The following is a 17,926-nucleotide window of genomic DNA, read 5'->3' as shown; positions in this document are numbered from 1 at the left end:
ATCTTAATGCTCAGATAGAAAGCGCTTATTATACTCAAATCTCTTTAAATTGCACGTCCGTGAGCTGTTCAAGCGCAGGAGAAAAGTCCCACTAGGAAATGCTAAAGCACTCGATATTCACCGTTTTTAAGATCGCCCAGACTATATTTGCCTATTTGTGCGCGAATAAGTCTAAGCGTGGGATGACCAATATGCGCCGTCATACGACGAACTTGTCTATTACGCCCTTCTTTGATGGAGATAGAAAGCCAGGTTGTTGGGATATTTTTGCGTTCTCTTATCGGCGGGTTACGCGGCCAAACATTGGGCTCAGTTATTACTTCCACTTTGGCAGGTAAAGTTGGACCATCTTTTAGTTCTACACCGTTTCTTAGCGCGTTTAGGCATTCGCTACTTGGCTCTCCTTCGACCTGAACCCAGTAGGTTTTATATGTCGATTTTTTAGGAGAAGTCAGGGTGTTTTGTAATTTACCGCAGTTGGTAAGTAGCAATAGCCCCTCACTATCTCTATCCAAGCGACCTGCAGCATAGACATCTTTGATATCAATAAAATCAGCCAATGTTTGACGATTTTGATCATCAGTAAACTGACACAAAACATCAAAAGGCTTATTAAATAGAACGACTTTTACTTGCTCTGGCGGTAGGGCGGGTTTTGACAGCCGATTAGTTATTGGCTTTTTCCGTGCTGTGTTGTGTCTAGAGAATGCGGGCTTATTAGCATGTGATTTTCTTTTGTTATTTGTATTGGCTCTACTACTTGTGTTCATCGCCACATTCCTAAGGTTCACGAAAAATGGCATTTTAGCGCAATTGCTCCTGAGTGTCGCCTGCAAGCAAAAAAGCGACCCTCAGGCCGCTTTTTGACTGTTATCCGAAGATTACAGTGACGCTAGTACGTCGTTAAATACCGCAGAAGGACGCATAGCTGCGAACGCTTTGTCATCTTCTGGCTGGTAATAACCACCAACATCCATTGCTTGACCTTGTGCTTCATTTAGTGCTGCAACAATATCAGCTTCTTTTGCTGTTAGTTCCGCAGCAACATTTTCAAACTTAGCTTTAAGCTCTGCATCTTTGTCTTGTGCAGCAAGCTCTTGAGCCCAGTACATTGCAAGATAGAAATGGCTACCACGGTTATCAAGCTCTTTCACTTTACGTGAAGGTGACTTGTTTTCATCTAAGAATTTAGCCGTTGCTGCGTCTAGTGTGTCTGCAAGTACTTGTGCCTTAGCATTACCCGTTGTTTGGCTCAAATGCTCAAAAGAAGCAGCAAGTGCAAGGAATTCACCTAGCGAGTCCCAACGCAAGTGGTTTTCTTTTTCGAACTGTTGAACGTGTTTAGGCGCAGAACCGCCCGCACCAGTTTCAAATAAGCCACCGCCATTCATTAGTGGAACGATAGATAGCATTTTTGCACTCGTACCAAGCTCTAAAATTGGGAATAGGTCAGTTAGGTAATCACGTAACACGTTACCCGTTACTGAAATAGTATCTTCGCCCTTTTTCATGCGCTCTAGAGAGTATAGTGTTGCATCCACTGGTGCTTTGATTAAGATTTCAAGGCCATCAGTGTCATGCTCTGGCAGATATGCGTTTACCTTTTTGATAAGTTCAGCGTCGTGAGCACGGGCTTCGTCTAACCAGAAAACGGCAGGTGTATTCGTTGCGCGAGCACGGTTAACCGCTAGTTTTACCCAGTCTTTGATCGGTGCATCTTTCACCTGACACATACGCCAGATGTCGCCTTCTGCAACAGTGTGCTCAAGTAAAGTGTTGCCCGCCGCATTTACAACGCGGATTGTGCCAGCTGATGGCGCTTCAAACGTTTTGTCGTGTGAACCGTACTCTTCCGCTTTTTGTGCCATTAGACCGACGTTAGGGATCGTACCCATAGTACGTGGGTCAAATGCACCGTTTTCTTTACAGAAATCAATCGTTGCGCCGTACACACCTGAGTAACAACGATCTGGGATCACAAAAGCCGTATCTTGTTGTTTACCTTCAGCATTCCACATCTGACCGCTTGAACGAATTGCAGCAGGCATTGATGCATCAATGATCACGTCACTAGGTACATGCAGGTTTGTAATACCACGGTCTGAGTCTACCATCGCGATATCAGGTGCTGTCTCGTAAACGGCTGCAAGGTCAGCTTCGATTTCTTTGCGCTTCGCATCGTCCAACGACTCAATTTTTGAGTACACGTCGCCAACACCGTTGCTTGCATCAACACCGATTTCAGCAAATGTCGCCGCATGCTTTTCGAATACGTCTTTGTAGAATACTTTTACAGCATGACCAAAGATGATTGGATCTGACACCTTCATCATTGTTGCTTTCATGTGTAGCGAGAACAAAACGCCTTTATCTTTTGCTTCTTGTACTTGTACTGCTAAGAATTCACGTAGTGCCTGTACACTCATACGAGAGGCGTCAATGATTTCACCCGCAAGTAGTGGCGTGCTTTGTTTTAGTACGGTGATGTCACCATTGTTCGCTACGTGCTCAATACGAACATCAGTCGCTTCAGCAACCGTTACCGACTGTTCAGAACCGAAGAAGTCACCGTCAGCCATTGATGCAACATAAGACTGTGAGTCTTTAGACCAAGCACCCATTGAATGTGGGTTTTTACGAGCATAGCCTTTGACTGAAGTTGGAGCACGGCGGTCTGAGTTACCTTCACGAAGTACAGGGTTTACTGCACTACCTTTGATTTTGTCATAACGCGCTTTAACATCGGCTTCTTCGTCTGTTTTTGCTTCAGAAGGATACTCTGGAAGCGCGTAACCTTTAGCTTGCAATTCTTTAATTGCTGCACGAAGTTGTGGAATTGAAGCACTGATATTAGGTAACTTGATGATGTTAGCTTCAGGCGTTTTAGCAAGTGCACCTAGCTCAGCGAGTGCATCACCAATACGTTGTTCTTCTTTTAAGTACTCAGGGAAAGTCGCAATAATACGTCCTGCAAGTGAAATATCGCGAGTTTCAACTTCGATATTTGCAGGCTTAGTGAATGCTTGGATGATTGGCAATAGCGAGTAAGTTGCGAGAGCCGGGGCTTCATCTGTTTTGGTATAGATAATTTTCGATGTCATCATCATTCCTAGATAGTTGTGGGCTTTTACGCCGTTCAACAATTGCTAATAGGACTAAGCAACGCAATTTTCACACTCAACAACGTGTCGTTGTCGCTGGTTAAAACGGGACCAGTTCACTAAGCGATTAATGAAAGGTGCAAAAAACCTCGACAATCCTCGTTAGAATCGATGCCTAGGTAGCGCAGCATTAGCAAGTTTGTTAGGTATTTATACTTTTGGCTTATTACAATAACTGGTATTCATTCAGCATTGAAATGCATCAAGTAGCAATATCTAATCAACCTGAAATTGACTTTGCAAGCGTGCTTTAGTCTAACAGTGTTTGCATATGGGGGCTAATTATTAAATTTAAAGTGTAAAAGTGAAAAGTTATAACAAACGTGATAAGGAGAGATTGAAGATTTCTTTTAGTTATTGTGCAGATATTCAAAAAAGAGGAATAAGCGAGCACTCATGTAACCCGCTTTAGCCAAAAACTACGTTAACACTTAAACAACATCTTCCGTAATTGGAGCGATGTTGGTTGCGTGTAGACCCTTAGGTCCTTGTTGTAGCTCGAATGATACATCCTGACCAGCTTTAAGCGTCTTGTATCCATCCATTACAATCGTTGAGTAATGAGCAAAGATATCTTCGTCACTGCCGTCTTCTACGATGAAACCAAACCCTTTGGCGTTATTGAACCATTTGACTTTTCCGCAAGCCATACTTCTACATCCTTCTATAAGTTGACTAAATTAATGTTAATCTACTCTTTTAATTTTGCTAAACTGCCCATAGATTAGACAGTCATGTAAGACTGTAGTTTATATGAGCAAGCAGTCAAGTTTTTTGCTCTTTTTTTTAACATTTTATTTATTTCTCAAATCTATTTGCTTGAGTATATAAGACAAGACTATATTTATTATGAGTGGGACAAAAGATTCGGGTGTATTGGACGCCGTTCGCGAGGAACAGAAGCAGCAGCTTCAACCGCCGCGAAAATATAAAGTGATTTTAAACAATGATGATTACACGCCCATGGATTTTGTTGTCGAGGTATTGACGACATTCTTCAATATGGATAGCGAGAGAGCAACTGAGGTGATGCTTGAAGTGCATCACAAGGGAAAAGCGGTATGTGGAGTATACCCTGCTGACATAGCCCATACCAAGGCTGAGCAGGTAAACCGATATGCTCGTGACAACGAGCACCCGCTGCTCTGTAGTTGTGAGCAGGAATAACCTATAAATTTCTTGTTGGGGGTTGCCAATGCTAAACAAAGACTTAGAACTTACTCTTAACGCCGCGTTTCGCGAGGCCCGTTCTCGCCGTCATGAATTTATGACGGTTGAGCATTTATTACTTGCATTGATCGATAACCCCTCTGCTAGTGAGGCGCTTGATGCCTGTGGTGTCGATATGGATACCTTGAAGCGCGAGTTATCAGAGTTTATTGATGAAACAACGCCTGTTATTCCTGATTTAGAGGAAGACAGAGAAACACAACCAACACTTGGTTTTCAGCGTGTATTACAACGCGCTGTATTCCATGTTCAATCATCTGGTCGCTCAGAAGTAACAGGGGTAAACGTGCTTGTCGCGATTTTTTCTGAGCAAGAAAGCCAAGCTGTTTATTTACTTAAGAAAGCCGACGTTAGTCGTCTAGATATTGTTAATTTCATTAGTCACGGTATCTCTAAAATTGAAGATGATCACGAGCGAGACGATCATGAAGAGATGCAAGACGATAGCGGTGAAATGCAACAGGAAGAGAAAACCAAGCTGGAAAATTTCACTTCTAATCTAAATATTCAAGCGGAATCTGGACGTATTGATCCGTTGGTTGGTCGTGATGAGGAAGTTGAGCGTACGGTTCAGGTGCTGTGCCGTCGTAAGAAAAATAACCCGTTACTCGTTGGTGAAGCGGGGGTTGGTAAAACCGCGATTGCTGAAGGTTTAGCTTATCGGATCGTCAATAATCAGGTACCTGATGTAATTGCTGACGCTGTGGTTTACTCACTGGATATGGGAGCATTACTTGCGGGTACAAAATATCGCGGTGACTTTGAGAAACGTTTTAAAGCGCTACTGAAAGAACTTCAGTCAAAGCCTCATGCGATATTATTTATTGACGAAATCCATACCATTATCGGCGCTGGCGCTGCTTCAGGTGGTGTGATGGACGCATCTAATCTAATTAAGCCACTGTTATCGAGTGGACAGCTTCGCTGTATGGGTTCGACAACATATTCTGAATTCAAGAATATTTTTGAGAAAGACAGAGCATTAGTGCGCCGCTTCCAGAAAATCGACGTGGTTGAACCAAGTGTTGAAGATACCACGAAGATCTTACATGGCTTGAAAGAGCGTTATGAAGAGCACCACGGTATTCGTTACACGCAAAAAGCGTTAAAAGCGGCAGCTGAGCTGAGCGCTAAATATATTAATGAGCGTCATTTGCCTGACAAAGCAATCGATGTCATTGATGAAGCGGGTGCAAGTCAAAGGCTACAGCCAACTTCAAGACGGAAGAAAACGATTAATGTGTCGGACATTGAAGCTATTGTGTCTAAAATGGCGCGTATTCCACAGCAAAGCGTATCATCTAGTGATAAAGAAACGCTTAAGAATCTTGATCGTAACTTAAAGATGTTGGTGTTTGGCCAAGATGAGTCGATTGACGCGTTAACATCAGCTATTCGCTTATCACGCTCAGGTCTTGCTAATGAAGACAAGCCTGTAGGTTCATTCTTGTTTGCAGGTCCTACTGGGGTTGGTAAAACCGAAGTAACCAAGCAACTTGCTAAGTGTATGGGCATAGAGTTTATTCGCTTCGATATGTCTGAGTACTCTGAGCGCCATGCCGTTAGCCGCCTAATTGGTGCGCCACCGGGATATGTTGGCTTTGAGCAGGGTGGACTGTTGACCGAGGCTGCAATCAAGCATCCTCATGCAGTGGTGTTGCTCGATGAAATAGAGAAAGCACACCCAGACATCTACAACATTCTATTGCAGGTTATGGATCATGGTACGCTAACAGACAACAATGGTCGTAAGGCAGACTTTAGAAACATTGTGTTGGTGATGACAACAAATGCGGGTGTGCAAGAGACTGTTCGTCAATCGATTGGATTCCAGCAGCAAGACTACTCTCATGATGCCATGGTAGAAATCAATAAGGTGTTCACACCAGAGTTTAGAAACCGCTTGGATAACATCATTTGGTTCAACCACCTAGAGAAAGAAGTTATCTTGCAAGTTGTTGATAAATTCATTGTTGAATTGCAAGCGCAGCTTGATAAGAAGTCTGTTAATCTGGAACTTACGGCGCAAGCACGAGATTGGCTGGCAGATCTTGGTTACGACAAGGCAATGGGGGCTCGTCCAATGGCGAGGGTTATTCAGGACAACCTGAAAAAGCCTCTTGCCAATGAAATCTTGTTTGGTCATTTGTCTGATGGTGGGACGGTAAAAGTCACAGTGAAAGACAACAAGTTGTCCTTTGATTACCAAACGGAAGCGGTGTCAGCATAAGACCTTTGAACTATAGGATAAAAGCCCAGCACTGCTGGGCTTTTTGTTATCACTGAGTTTGATGCGGCATTACCGTCTTTTAAACTCAGCGTTAGTCGTTCGTGTATACTAATTGCTTGAGTGAACTTGGTATACCTAAGTAACATCAGTATGTTGAAGTCGCTTGGGTATCAACGAGTTTACGGCATCAACTTAGTATAAATCTACACACGCAGATTAACGAGCACGGAAGACCATGGTGCTCCCTTTGAACGCTGAGGTTAGGGTTAGATAATAAATTCAAACGACAAAAAGCCCAGAATAGCTGGGCTTTTTGTTATCACTGAGTTTGATGCGGCATTACCGTCTTTTAAACTCAGCGTTAGTCGTTCGTGTATACTAATTGCTTGAATGAACTTGGTATACCTAAGTAACATCAGTATGTTGAAGTCGCTTGGGTATCAGCGAGTTTACGGCATCAACTTAGTATAAATCTATACACGCAGATTAACGAGCACGGAAGACCATGGTGCTCCCTTTGAACGCTGAGGTTAGGGCTAGATAATAAATTCAAGCGACAAAAAGCCCAGAATAGCTGGGCTTTTTGTTATCACTGAGTTTGATGTGGCATTACCGTCTTTTAAACTCAGCGTTAGTCGTTCGTGTATACTAATTGCTTGAATGAACTTGGTATACCTAAGTAACATCAGTATGTTGAAGTCGCTTGGGTATCAACGAGTTTACGGCATCAACTTAGTATAAATCTACACACGCAGATTAACGAGCACGGAAGACAATACGTCCCTTTGATAGGTCGTAAGGCGTCATTTCAACAGTAACTTTGTCACCAGTCAAAATACGGATGTAGTTTTTGCGCATTTTTCCAGAAATATGTGCAACAACCACGTGACCATTTTCTAGTTCAACACGGAACATTGTGTTTGGTAGCGTGTCAAGGACCGTGCCTTGCATTTCAATTACGTCTTCTTTCGCCATGTGTAGCGTATCACCTCTTGGTTAAATTAAACGATGCAGATTTTGCCCAAAAGCGGGGAATAAGTAAAGTTACAAGCTGATTTTTTGTTAATTTGGTCGTTTATTCAGCCAGTTTTACTAAAGTTTTTCGCTTCTATTCCTAACGCATCTCAAAATCTGGAGCCATATTACTAGGCAAGGGCGCTATTCTAGCATAGGAAAGTCTGCTAGTAACGCATGTTTTTTGTCCATGCAACGGGATAATAAGGGTGTAAAAGGAGAAGTATTCCTGCATTTGAGCTTAAGCATGCAGGAATACTAAGCACTAACCACAAGATTGCGGGGGAGCGGGATCAATATCTTGCCAAATATCTTTAACTAACTTTTGTGCTGGAACAAATTGGGTTTTGTAACGCATTTTTTTACATTCGTCGATTTGATAACCCAAGTACAAATAGGGTTTATTCTGTTTCGCCGCCTGTTCTAACTGAGCCATGATCATGATAGTACCGATACTTAGTGATTCATACTCAGGATCGAAAAAGGTGTAAATAGCAGACAATGAATAGGGCATTGAATCTGTGACCGCCACTGCAATTAATTTATCTTTGTGCCATAGCTCGATAAAGACGATGTTCATCCAACGACAAAATAAGAAGCTTTCGTACTGGAGACGGTTAGGTGGGTACATAGAGCCATCGCTGTGGCGTAGACTGATATATTTCTCGTATAACGGATAGTATTCAGGCCGCTCCTGATGGCTAATAATAAGCTGATAATCTTGTTTTAATTTATTACGTTTGCGCTTTTGAGATTTACTCGGTTTAAATTCTTGAGTTAATACTCTTACTGATTGACAAGCTGAGCATGCGGGACAGTGCGGACGATAAATCTGGTCTCCACTGCGGCGAAACCCTAATGCTAACAATTGTTCAAATCTATCTGGGCTGTAACAATTTGGGTCTAGAATAACCAGTAACTGTTCCTTCTGCTCAGGTAAATAACTACAACTAAATTGTTGGCTCAGTCCGATTTTAGAAGGAAAGTGTTCATTCATAGATAGCTTTCAACTCCTGAGGCTGCCACATTGATGATGGGATCTCAAATCGATCCGCCAATCTAAGTCTAGTCAAAAACTCGCTCCTTGGTACAACTTTTAATCCCAAACTTGTTAAATAAGGATTTTCGAGTTGGCAATCAATAAAATGTGCTTGATGGGCTTTGAGCCAATTAACCAGTGCCCACATCGCCATTTTGGACGTATTAGGTAAGGTGTGGAACATAGATTCACCACAAAATACACCGGACTGCATGATGCCATAGAGCCCGCCAACGAGGTTGCCTTTATCCCATACCTCCACACTATGTGCTAATCCCTGAATGTGTGCTTGCTGATACGCAGCCAACATCGCATTCGTGATCCAAGTACCTTCAGCGGCCATTCGTTGATTTCTACAAGCTTGAATCACTTGTGAAAAGGCGGTATTGATTGTGACGGTCGGACTGAGTTTGCGTTGGGCTTTTCTTAGCGTTTTACCACAATGAAAATCTTGAAGCTCCAAGATCCCGCGTTCGCTTGGGCTCCACCACATGATTGGCTCACCTTCATTAAACCAAGGAAAGATCCCATTGGCATAAGCGTTTTTCAGTCGTTTTACCTGTAAACACCCGCCAATGGCAAGCAGTCCATCTGGTTCAGACAAGGCATAGTGATTTGGCGGAAAGCGAAAGTCATCGCGGGCGAGATGGAACAGTTGTTGGATCATTGAACAAACTACAAGATTGTTATTTATTTCAATATAGCAAATTAAGGCAAGGAGGGAAGTGGGCCAGTCTAGACCGACCCATTTATCTATTATTTTTGGCTGTCTAAGAAGCGCTCTGCATCTAGTGCTGCCATACAGCCTGTACCTGCTGAGGTAATTGCTTGACGGTAAATGTGGTCAGACACATCACCTGCTGCAAATACACCTTCAACACTAGTCTGTGTTGCATTACCATTGAGGCCTGATTGCACTACCAAATAACCATCTTTCATCTCTAGCTGGCCCTCAAACATATCTGTGTTTGGTTTGTGACCAATCGCGATGAAAACACCAGCAAGATCAAGCTGCTCTGTCGCTTCTGAATCAGCATCTTTGATACGAATACCAGTAACACCCATCTCATCACCTAGCACTTCATCTAGTGTACGATTTAGGTGTAATACTACGTTACCGTTCGCCGCTTTATCCATTAAGCGATCGGCAAGAATTTTCTCACTACGGAAAGAATCGCGGCGGTGAATAACATGTACTTCTTCAGCGATATTTGATAGGTAAAGTGCTTCTTCAACCGCGGTATTACCACCACCAACAACCGCAACCTTTTGACCACGATAGAAGAATCCATCACAAGTTGCACAAGCAGATACGCCACGGCCTTGGAACGCTGTTTCAGACTCAAGACCAAGGTATTTAGCAGATGCACCTGTTGCGATGATTAACGCATCACAAGTATAAGTGCCTTGATCGCCAGTGAGTGTGAAAGGGCGCTTCGTCACGTCAACTTTGTTGATGTGATCGAAAATGATTTCAGTTTCAAAGCGCTCTGCATGCTCTTTCATACGGTCCATAAGAGCTGGACCCGTTAAACCATGTGCATCACCAGGCCAGTTCTCGACTTCAGTAGTTGTAGTCAGCTGACCACCTTGCTGCATACCTGTGATTAGTACTGGGTTTAAATTTGCCCGTGCTGCGTATACCGCGGCAGTGTAACCCGCAGGACCCGAACCTAAAATCAACAGTTTGCAGTGTTTTGCATCGCTCATGTAATTTTCCTAACTAAATTCTAAAAAATGCTATTAAGCAAAAGTTTGTTCGATTCTATGTAATTCAATAGGGAAGTAAATAAAAAACCGTAATCTGATTTGGTATAAATTGGCAAGTTGTCAAAAAATTTGTACTGTTTTGTTTTAAATCGACTACAGATTGAGCAATCTTGTTCGGGACTAGCAAAAAACAGCAGTATTTCATGACCTCAGGTTTTTTTTTTGATATGTTTTAGAGAATTTTGTTTTGCTATCAAGAGTTGATAGCCTAATTGAAAAGGTACATATGGCATTTTGGCAGAATACCCCAGGCTTCGGGTTAAGTGCACAAGATTGTGAGGTGTTAACTGATGCTAAGCAATATCATCAGACACTTTTACAACTGATCTCACAGGCAAAAACGCGTATTTATATCACCGCACTTTATTTACAAGATGATGAGGCGGGTCGTGAGATATTGCACGCATTGCACGAGGCTGCACAGCAAAATCCAGACTTAACGGTAAAAGTGTTGGTTGATTTTCACCGTGCGCAACGTGGCCTGATTGGTGCTGAAAAGTCAGAAGGCAACGCCAAGCTATATTGTGATTTAAAAGAGCAGCTAGGCACTCAAGTTGAAGTGTATGGTGTGCCGGTAAAAGCAAAAGAGCTTTTTGGTGTGTTGCATTTAAAAGGCTTTGTTATTGACGACATCCTGCTTTATAGCGGTGCTAGTTTAAATAATGTCTATTTGCATCAAGATGAAAAATACCGCCTAGACCGCTATTTTGTGATTAAACAAGCACAGCTCGCTGATAGCTTTTGCCACTTTACCGATCATGTGCTGATAGCGTCTGACGCAGTACCTAGACTCGACATCCGCCCATTACCTACTTTATTCGACATTCGTACTGAGCAAAAACAGCTGATGAAACAGTTGAAAAAGGCCAGTTATGATATTTCAAAGGCGAACAGTCGAGAAGGTCTTACGGTTCGTCCATTTTTAGGTTTTGGTCGTAGAACTAATAAGCTAAACCGTCTTATTAAGGCGCTTTTCGATACCACAGAACAAGAGTTAGTGCTTTACACCCCTTACTTCAATTTTCCGGCTCCTTTACTTCGCTCATTACGTCGTTTACTGAAAACAGGTAAAAAGGTGACAATAGTGGTGGGGGATAAAACGGCAAATGATTTCTATATCAGTCCAGAGCAGCCATTTAGCCGAATTGGAGCGCTTCCGTATTTGTACGAAACCATTTTGTATAAATTTATCAAGTCGCAACGCCGCTTCATAACTGCCGGATTGCTGGATGTGTATCTGTGGCAAGATGGCAACAACTCGTTTCACTTGAAGGGAGTGAGCAAAGATGGCGATACGCATTTAATGAGTGGTCATAACCTCAACCCAAGGGCATGGGGGTTAGATATTGAAAATGGTATTCTAATAGAAGATCCCGACAAAGCATTGTTACCTCAAATCGAGTTAGAAAAACAAGAGATATTGAAACATTGTCGCCGCATCGACAGCCACGATGATCTCGAGACACTAGCGGATTATCCAGCACCTGTGAAAAAACTTCTTGGCCAGGCTAAGCGTGTGAAAGTCGACTTTATTATCAAGCGTTTTATTTAATTCAAACACTGTCAGTTTTTTAAAAAGGGACGAGCGTCCCTTTTTTACTTTCTTATTTTTGATTATACGCTTCGTTGTGTGAGCTTGCTGCGCGACCTGATGGATCGGCATTGCGCTGGAAAGACTCGTCCCAAGCAAGCGCTTCGGGCGTTGAACACGCCACAGACTTGCCGTGAGGAACACACTTAGCTGCCGCTTCTCCTGGGAAATGCGACTCAAAAATGGTGCGATAATAATAGGCTTCTTTGCTATCCGGTGTATTGATTGGATAGCGGTAGTGGGCGTTTTCAAGATCCGAATCGCTCACTTGCTGACTGACATACTCTTTTAGCGAATCGATCCAGCTATAGCCTACACCATCAGAAAATTGTTCTTTTTGGCGCCACAAAACGTCATCGGGTAAATAGCCATCAAACGCCTCACGGATAATGTGTTTTTCGATACGGCCATCTTTACACATTTTATAGTCTGGGTTGGTACGCATGGCAATATCGATAAATTCTTTATCTAAGAAGGGAACACGTGCTTCAACCCCCCAAGCTGCCATCGACTTATTTGCACGTAAGCAATCAAACATATGCAGTTTCGAGACCTTTCGGTTTAGCTCATTGTGAAACTCCTCTGCATTTGGTGCTTTATGGAAATACAAATAGCCGCCAAATAGTTCATCTGCCCCTTCACCGGATAGCACCATTTTAATGCCCATTGCTTTAATGTAGCGTGCCATGAGGTACATAGGAGTAGAAGCGCGAATGGTTGTGACATCGTAGGTCTCTAGGTGATAGACCACCTCTTTAAGGGCATCGAGCCCTTGTTGGACGGTAAAGTGAATGGGATGGTGAACTGTGCCGATTTTATCCGCTACCTTTTGTGCTGCAGCGAGATCGGGTGAGCCTTCCAAGCCAATGGAAAATGAGTGAAGTTTTGGCCACCAAGCATCGGAAGCATCATCATCTTCGATACGCTTTGCTGCGAACTTTTGTGTGATAGCGGAAATCACTGAAGAATCGAGACCACCAGACAACAACACGCCATATGGCACATCGCACATCAATTGGCGTTTTACTGCGGCTTCTAGCCCATTTTTAACCGCTTCGGGGCTGGCCTCATTGTCTTTTACAGCACTAAACGCTTGCCAGTCGCGTTGGTAATACTCTCTTGGACCCCCTTCTTTTGAATACCAATAATGGCCAGGAGGAAACTCTTCAATTTGTGTACAAATAGGTGTGAGCGCTTTCATTTCGCTGGCGGCATAGAGGTTACCGCTTTGATCACGGCCAGTGTAAAGTGGAATGATACCGATATGATCACGACCAATTAAAAAGGCATCTTCCGTTTCATCGTACAAACAAAATGCAAAAATTCCATTGAGATCATCTAAAAACTCAGGGCCTTTTTGCTTGTATAGCGCCAAGATCACTTCACAGTCTGACTCTGTTTGAAATTCAAATGGAACGGTCAGTGCTTTTGCAAGCTCTTTATGATTATAAATTTCACCATTTACCGCCAAAATATGTGTTTTTTCAGGGTTAAATAATGGTTGTGCGCCGCTAGAAACGCCGACAATTGCCAAACGTTCATGAACTAGGATGGCTTTTTCACTTGAATATACCCCTGACCAGTCGGGGCCACGGTGTCTTAATTTTTTTGACATTTCGATCGCTTGCTCACGAAGTGCAAGGGGATCGGTCTTGATGTCAAGTACGCCGAAAATTGAACACATATTTCCTCATTCCTATTGATGTGTTGATAATATCAACAAATTATTATTGCTCACGGAAGCATAGTTACCATGAGATAGTTTAAGTTCTACCAAAAATAATTTGATAAGTCACACAATGAAATAGAGAAAATGTGAATTTTTTGTGATGTGCAATGGTGCAATCTTGCACCATTTTGGGGCATTACTTATTAGTGTGTCGTTCCAGCGACAAGCTTAATATCTTGCTTTTGTGTAATGGCACTGGTTAATAGGATTTTTATTCCTTTAACTAGGGTGTCAATGTCCATACTGGGTGCACCAGGGTGGTGCGCCGCTTGGGAGGGCAAGTATGGAATATGCACAAAGCCACCACGGCACGCTAAGTCATGTGTACTAAGATAGTGCAGTAATCCATACATCACATGGTTGCACACGTAAGTGCCCGCAGTATTAGAAATACTTGCAGGAACTCCCGCCTGAATCGCACTACTTAGCATACTTTTTATTGGTAAAGAGGCAAAGTAAGCATCGGGTCCGTGTGTAACGACTGGTGTATCTATCGGCTGGTTTCCTGCGTTGTCGGCTATTCTGGCATCGTTAACGTTAATCGCGATACGTTCGATGGAGATATCACAGCGTCCACCAGCCTGGCCTAAACAGATCACGATGCTTGGGTGATACTTATCTATTGCTTGTGTTAAAGACTCAATACTTTTGTCAAATTCACAAGGTAACTCTTTTGTGTGGATCAGGTGGCCTTCAATGGTCTCACCTTCTAATAGCTGAGCTAATTGCCATGAAGGGTTGATGGACTCACCACCAAATGGGGTGAACCCAGTAACGAGGACACAAGGTTTACTGTAACTGGACATTAAAAAACGACTCCGTACATAAGAAAAATATTAATCACCAATAACGTTATAGCGGTTGGTATTTGCACTTTAATGACTTGGTATTTATCTTTTAAATCTAACAGTGCCGCTGGCACTATGTTGAAGTTAGCGGCCATCGGTGTCATCAGTGTTCCACAATAACCCGAATACATGCCAATTGCTACAAGCGGTGCAGGGTCAGCGCCGTGGCCTTGGATCAAAAATGGCAGCGCAATACCCGCCGTCATTACCGGAAATGCGGCAAAAGCATTGCCCATTATCATGGTAAATAGCGCCATGCCCACACAATACAGTACAACGAGCATAAAACGGTTATCTGGCGAAATAAACAATGTCACTAAGTCTTGGATAGCAGTGCCTGTGTTGGCGACGATAAATACACCGCCAAGCATTGCTAACATCTGTGGCAATATTGCTGCCCACCCTATTGAATCGACTAAGCGACGAGACTCAGAAAGTGCTTGTAGTGGACTGCCTTTGGTTATTTTCCAGCTCACCAGCAATGCGATGGTGCAAGCGAGTGTCAGTGCTGAAAGCGTCACATGTTCCTGATCGAATAGATAAAAATCGCCGAGCTGGATCTCACTTAAGATGATAGTGCAGATAACGGTAACTATTGGAATAAGTACAGCAGGAACAAACAATTTATTACCAAACCGATTTGCATCTTCTGTTTTAGCTCGTTCGCACGGCATGTCGTAATTTCCCATGGAAACCATATTCATACCTGCAAGTAGTGCGATGATCACCACGTTGATGCCAATCCATAAATATGTATTTCGGTCACCAATCAACGCGATAGAAGCATCACCAAAGATAAAGACAGAGCCAAATAAAAACCAAAATAGGGCGGTGGTGAGGCGCTTAGGATGGGCCTTATCTTGTAGCGTTTTCACCACTAAAAACATCACAATAAAGCCAATTAATAAATAGATGTTGTCAATTGAAAGTAAGCTAGATTGCGCGTCAGGAGTGTTCATTAAGCTCATAATGACTCCTCCTTAAGCGCTGAATTTGTATTGCTAGGTGTTTGCTCTTCTTCGCTTTGTTGCTGCTGACAGCGCGCAATTTCTGCCCGGATTTTTGCCTCAAATCGCGCTAACCGGAAAAGATGAACAATGAGCGCGGCAATTGCGGTTGGTATTGCCCAAAGTCCGATATGTAGCGGTTCAATCCCGGCAATGCCGTTTTCTTTTAGAAATGCATCCATCAGTAGTACAGCACCAAAGGCGATAAAAATATCCTCGCCAAAGAACACGGCAATGTTATCGCAGGCGGCAGCATGTGCGCCTATCATGTCTTTTACATCTTGTGGCAGGTCGCCGTATTGGTTTGCCGCAGCGCCGATCGCCATCGGAGCAAGCAGTGGTCTAACGGTTTGCGCTTGGCCCGCTAAATTGATTAACCCCAGCGCAGCGGAGCACTCACGGACCACAAAATACATACTTAAAATTCGAGAAGTGGTTGCCCCTTTTATGCCCGCAACCCAAGCTTTAGCGCGTTGCTGTAAACCGTAACGCTCTAAAATCGCAATCACGGGTAAGATAAGTAGAAAGCTTGCAAGCTGGCGAGAGTTCATAAACTTTTCGCCAAAGGTGGCAATTAAGTCGACAAAGTCTATCCCAACGGCAAAGCCAGTAACTAGACCTGCCGAGGTGACAACCAACAAGGGATTAAACCTCAGAGCAAAGCCAATAACAATCACAGCAATGCCCGAAAGAGGAAGGAGATTTAGCTCAGTCATTTTGTTGTTCTTTATTTTTAAGCGCTAGCCTTAGCTGATTGAGATGCGCCTGTACTCGGTGAGATTCCTTTGCTGCATCTATAAGGGATGTTGATTTTAAATGGATACAATCGCCCGCGCCCAATTGGCTCAAGTGGCGCATATCGGCTTGAATGATGGTACCAATAATTGGATAACCGCCTGTGGTTTGGCAGTCATTCAATAGGATAATGGGCTCGCCACTAGGGGGGAGCTGAATAACGCCTGGGTGGACAGCTTGGGTTGCAATATTATGTGCATGCACTAGGCTACTATGGCCACTTAGGCGAATACCCATACGATTACTGCTGGGATTTACTTTCCAAATGGTGTCGTTTAATACACTCAGTGTCTGTTTGGAAATTAACTCGAGATGTGGGCCTGGGATAAAATGAATGAGCTTTTCGTAGCTGGGCTGCAGGCCACCAACGGCGTCCTTGGCAGTGCTTGGCGTGTAGCTCAGCTTGTCCCCTTGTTTAAGAGCTCGGCCGCTTATACCCCCAAAGCCTGCCATGAGATCGGTTGAATAACTCCCAAGCAGCTTGTCTATGTTGGTAAATCCACCTTCGACCACCAAATAAGCGCGTAAACCATCGCGGTTTTGTTTAAATGTTAGCTTATCTCCAGCTTTAGCCCTGTAGCGCCAGCAAGGGTATATCACTTCATCGTTTAAAGCAGCATTGAGATCTGCCCCTGTGATAACAAAGTTAGTGGGGGCGTGGAAGTGAAACTCGCATAAGCCAATGGTCACTTCAATAGCTGCATTATCGTCGTCATTTGACAAGAGTGTATTTGCAAGTTTAAGCGCAACAGGGTCGATGACACCTGCTTGACTTACTCCTAAGTGGCGAAGTCCTTGACGGCCAATGTCTTGAATAGTTGAAAGTGGCCCAGGTTTAATAACTTCTAGCATGATTTCTCCACAAAACGCACGATATCTCCTGGTTGCAGCAAGCTTGCTGACGCAGAATTTGGGTCAAATAGCGTAGTATTGGTTTGTCCAAGTAAATGCCAGCCACCGGGAGATTGACTCGGATAAATTGCACTGTAGCTGTCTGCGATGGCAATACTGCCTTTGGGGACTTTGGTAATTGGTGTGGATTTTCTGGGTAATTGAAGCGCAGCTGGTAACCCTGACAAGTAAGCAAAACCGGGTAAGAAGCCAATAAATTGTACTTGATAATCAACGCTTGAGTGCAGCTCGATAAGCTGTTTTGGTGTCAGTTGTAATTCGTCCGCTATGCGTTCAAAATCCTGTCCGAATTCTTTGCCATAAAACACCTCAATATGATGGTGTGTTGGCTTTACCTCTGCTACCTCTAGGTCTTGCCAATGTGCTTGGATTTTATGTTGCCACGGATCGGCTTTACGGGGGTCTTTTAAATAGGCAGTAACGGAAGATTTGGCAGGCACCACATCAATAAAATCACCGCTACTATCAAGCCATTTCTTGAGGGCGAACAGTCGTTGATTAATTGGACTTTTGCTATCAGGCAAACATGTTGCATTTACAACAATTGCTTGCTCACCTAATAGATAACAACTCACATCGGACATAGACAATAACAATTGG

Annotated in this window: 16 protein-coding genes; 3 read left to right on the top strand and 13 right to left on the bottom strand. The window is 43.4% G+C overall.

The features are described 5' to 3' along the window. Positions 1 to 101 precede the first annotated feature (101 nt). From GSF13_RS15545 to cspD, 3 genes are all read right to left on the bottom strand, one after another. Positions 102 to 770 (bottom strand): pseudouridine synthase, encoded by a 669-nt coding sequence (locus GSF13_RS15545; RefSeq protein WP_010604917.1) that lies wholly within the window; start codon positions 768 to 770, stop codon positions 102 to 104. Positions 771 to 881: 111 nt separating this feature from the next. Continuing rightward, the gene (locus GSF13_RS15540; protein WP_211866193.1) at positions 882 to 3,101 is read right to left on the bottom strand and encodes an NADP-dependent isocitrate dehydrogenase; all 2,220 of its coding nucleotides are present in this window, start codon (positions 3,099 to 3,101) and stop codon (positions 882 to 884) included. 491 nt (positions 3,102 to 3,592) lie between these two features. Continuing rightward, positions 3,593 to 3,811 carry a cold shock domain-containing protein CspD gene (gene cspD, locus GSF13_RS15535; RefSeq protein WP_010379294.1) on the bottom strand — a complete coding sequence of 73 codons (219 nt, stop codon included), beginning with the start codon at positions 3,809 to 3,811 and terminating at the stop codon, positions 3,593 to 3,595. 199 nt (positions 3,812 to 4,010) lie between these two features. Here cspD and clpS point away from each other — a divergent pair, with 199 nt between their 5' ends. Then, a complete protein-coding gene (clpS, locus tag GSF13_RS15530) occupies positions 4,011 to 4,328 on the top strand; it encodes an ATP-dependent Clp protease adapter ClpS (RefSeq protein WP_010379297.1) in 318 nt (105 codons plus the stop codon). A gap of 28 nt (positions 4,329 to 4,356) precedes the next feature. Next, on the top strand, positions 4,357 to 6,621 hold the full coding sequence (gene clpA, locus GSF13_RS15525) for an ATP-dependent Clp protease ATP-binding subunit ClpA (RefSeq protein WP_010604915.1): 2,265 nt from the start codon (positions 4,357 to 4,359) through the stop codon (positions 6,619 to 6,621). Between the two features lie 756 nt (positions 6,622 to 7,377). Here clpA and infA read toward each other — a convergent pair. The 4 genes from infA to trxB form a co-directional block, all read right to left on the bottom strand. Further along, positions 7,378 to 7,596 carry a translation initiation factor IF-1 gene (gene infA / locus GSF13_RS15520; protein ID WP_002962494.1) on the bottom strand — a complete coding sequence of 73 codons (219 nt, stop codon included), beginning with the start codon at positions 7,594 to 7,596 and terminating at the stop codon, positions 7,378 to 7,380. 304 nt (positions 7,597 to 7,900) lie between these two features. Next, positions 7,901 to 8,632 carry an arginyltransferase gene (locus GSF13_RS15515; protein ID WP_010604914.1) on the bottom strand — a complete coding sequence of 244 codons (732 nt, stop codon included), beginning with the start codon at positions 8,630 to 8,632 and terminating at the stop codon, positions 7,901 to 7,903. Beyond that, positions 8,625 to 9,341 carry a leucyl/phenylalanyl-tRNA--protein transferase gene (aat, locus tag GSF13_RS15510; protein ID WP_010604913.1) on the bottom strand — a complete coding sequence of 239 codons (717 nt, stop codon included), beginning with the start codon at positions 9,339 to 9,341 and terminating at the stop codon, positions 8,625 to 8,627. Before aat ends, GSF13_RS15515 begins: the two co-directional genes overlap by 8 nt. A gap of 89 nt (positions 9,342 to 9,430) precedes the next feature. After that, on the bottom strand, positions 9,431 to 10,384 hold the full coding sequence (gene trxB / locus GSF13_RS15505) for a thioredoxin-disulfide reductase (RefSeq protein ID WP_174168783.1): 954 nt from the start codon (positions 10,382 to 10,384) through the stop codon (positions 9,431 to 9,433). A gap of 286 nt (positions 10,385 to 10,670) precedes the next feature. Here trxB and pssA point away from each other — a divergent pair, with 286 nt between their 5' ends. Beyond that, positions 10,671 to 11,996 (top strand): CDP-diacylglycerol--serine O-phosphatidyltransferase, encoded by a 1,326-nt coding sequence (gene pssA / locus GSF13_RS15500; protein ID WP_211866191.1) that lies wholly within the window; start codon positions 10,671 to 10,673, stop codon positions 11,994 to 11,996. 52 nt (positions 11,997 to 12,048) lie between these two features. Here pssA and asnB read toward each other — a convergent pair whose 3' ends face one another. The 6 genes from asnB to pxpB all read right to left on the bottom strand — a co-directional run bounded on the left by asnB (position 12,049) and on the right by pxpB (position 17,910). Further along, on the bottom strand, positions 12,049 to 13,719 hold the full coding sequence (gene asnB, locus GSF13_RS15495) for an asparagine synthase B (protein WP_211866189.1): 1,671 nt from the start codon (positions 13,717 to 13,719) through the stop codon (positions 12,049 to 12,051). A gap of 188 nt (positions 13,720 to 13,907) precedes the next feature. Next, positions 13,908 to 14,570, bottom strand: a complete 663-nt coding sequence (pcp, locus tag GSF13_RS15490; protein WP_010604909.1) for a pyroglutamyl-peptidase I — start codon at positions 14,568 to 14,570, stop codon at positions 13,908 to 13,910. Continuing rightward, positions 14,570 to 15,580 (bottom strand): DUF979 domain-containing protein, encoded by a 1,011-nt coding sequence (locus GSF13_RS15485; protein WP_206473155.1) that lies wholly within the window; start codon positions 15,578 to 15,580, stop codon positions 14,570 to 14,572. Before GSF13_RS15485 ends, pcp begins: the two co-directional genes overlap by 1 nt. Then, positions 15,577 to 16,335, bottom strand: a complete 759-nt coding sequence (locus GSF13_RS15480) for a DUF969 domain-containing protein (protein WP_010372454.1) — start codon at positions 16,333 to 16,335, stop codon at positions 15,577 to 15,579. The genes GSF13_RS15485 and GSF13_RS15480 overlap by 4 nt, the downstream gene beginning before the upstream one ends. Then, positions 16,328 to 17,266, bottom strand: a complete 939-nt coding sequence (locus GSF13_RS15475; RefSeq protein ID WP_174168787.1) for a biotin-dependent carboxyltransferase family protein — start codon at positions 17,264 to 17,266, stop codon at positions 16,328 to 16,330. Before GSF13_RS15475 ends, GSF13_RS15480 begins: the two co-directional genes overlap by 8 nt. Beyond that, positions 17,260 to 17,910 (bottom strand): 5-oxoprolinase subunit PxpB, encoded by a 651-nt coding sequence (gene pxpB / locus GSF13_RS15470; protein WP_010604906.1) that lies wholly within the window; start codon positions 17,908 to 17,910, stop codon positions 17,260 to 17,262. Before pxpB ends, GSF13_RS15475 begins: the two co-directional genes overlap by 7 nt. Positions 17,911 to 17,926: the final 16 nt, after the last annotated feature.

Origin of the sequence: Pseudoalteromonas sp. M8 (assembly GCF_018141365.1) — a bacterium.
In the GTDB taxonomy this organism is placed as follows: Bacteria; Pseudomonadota; Gammaproteobacteria; order Enterobacterales; family Alteromonadaceae; genus Pseudoalteromonas.
This window is presented reverse-complemented; position numbering and strand designations above follow the sequence as displayed.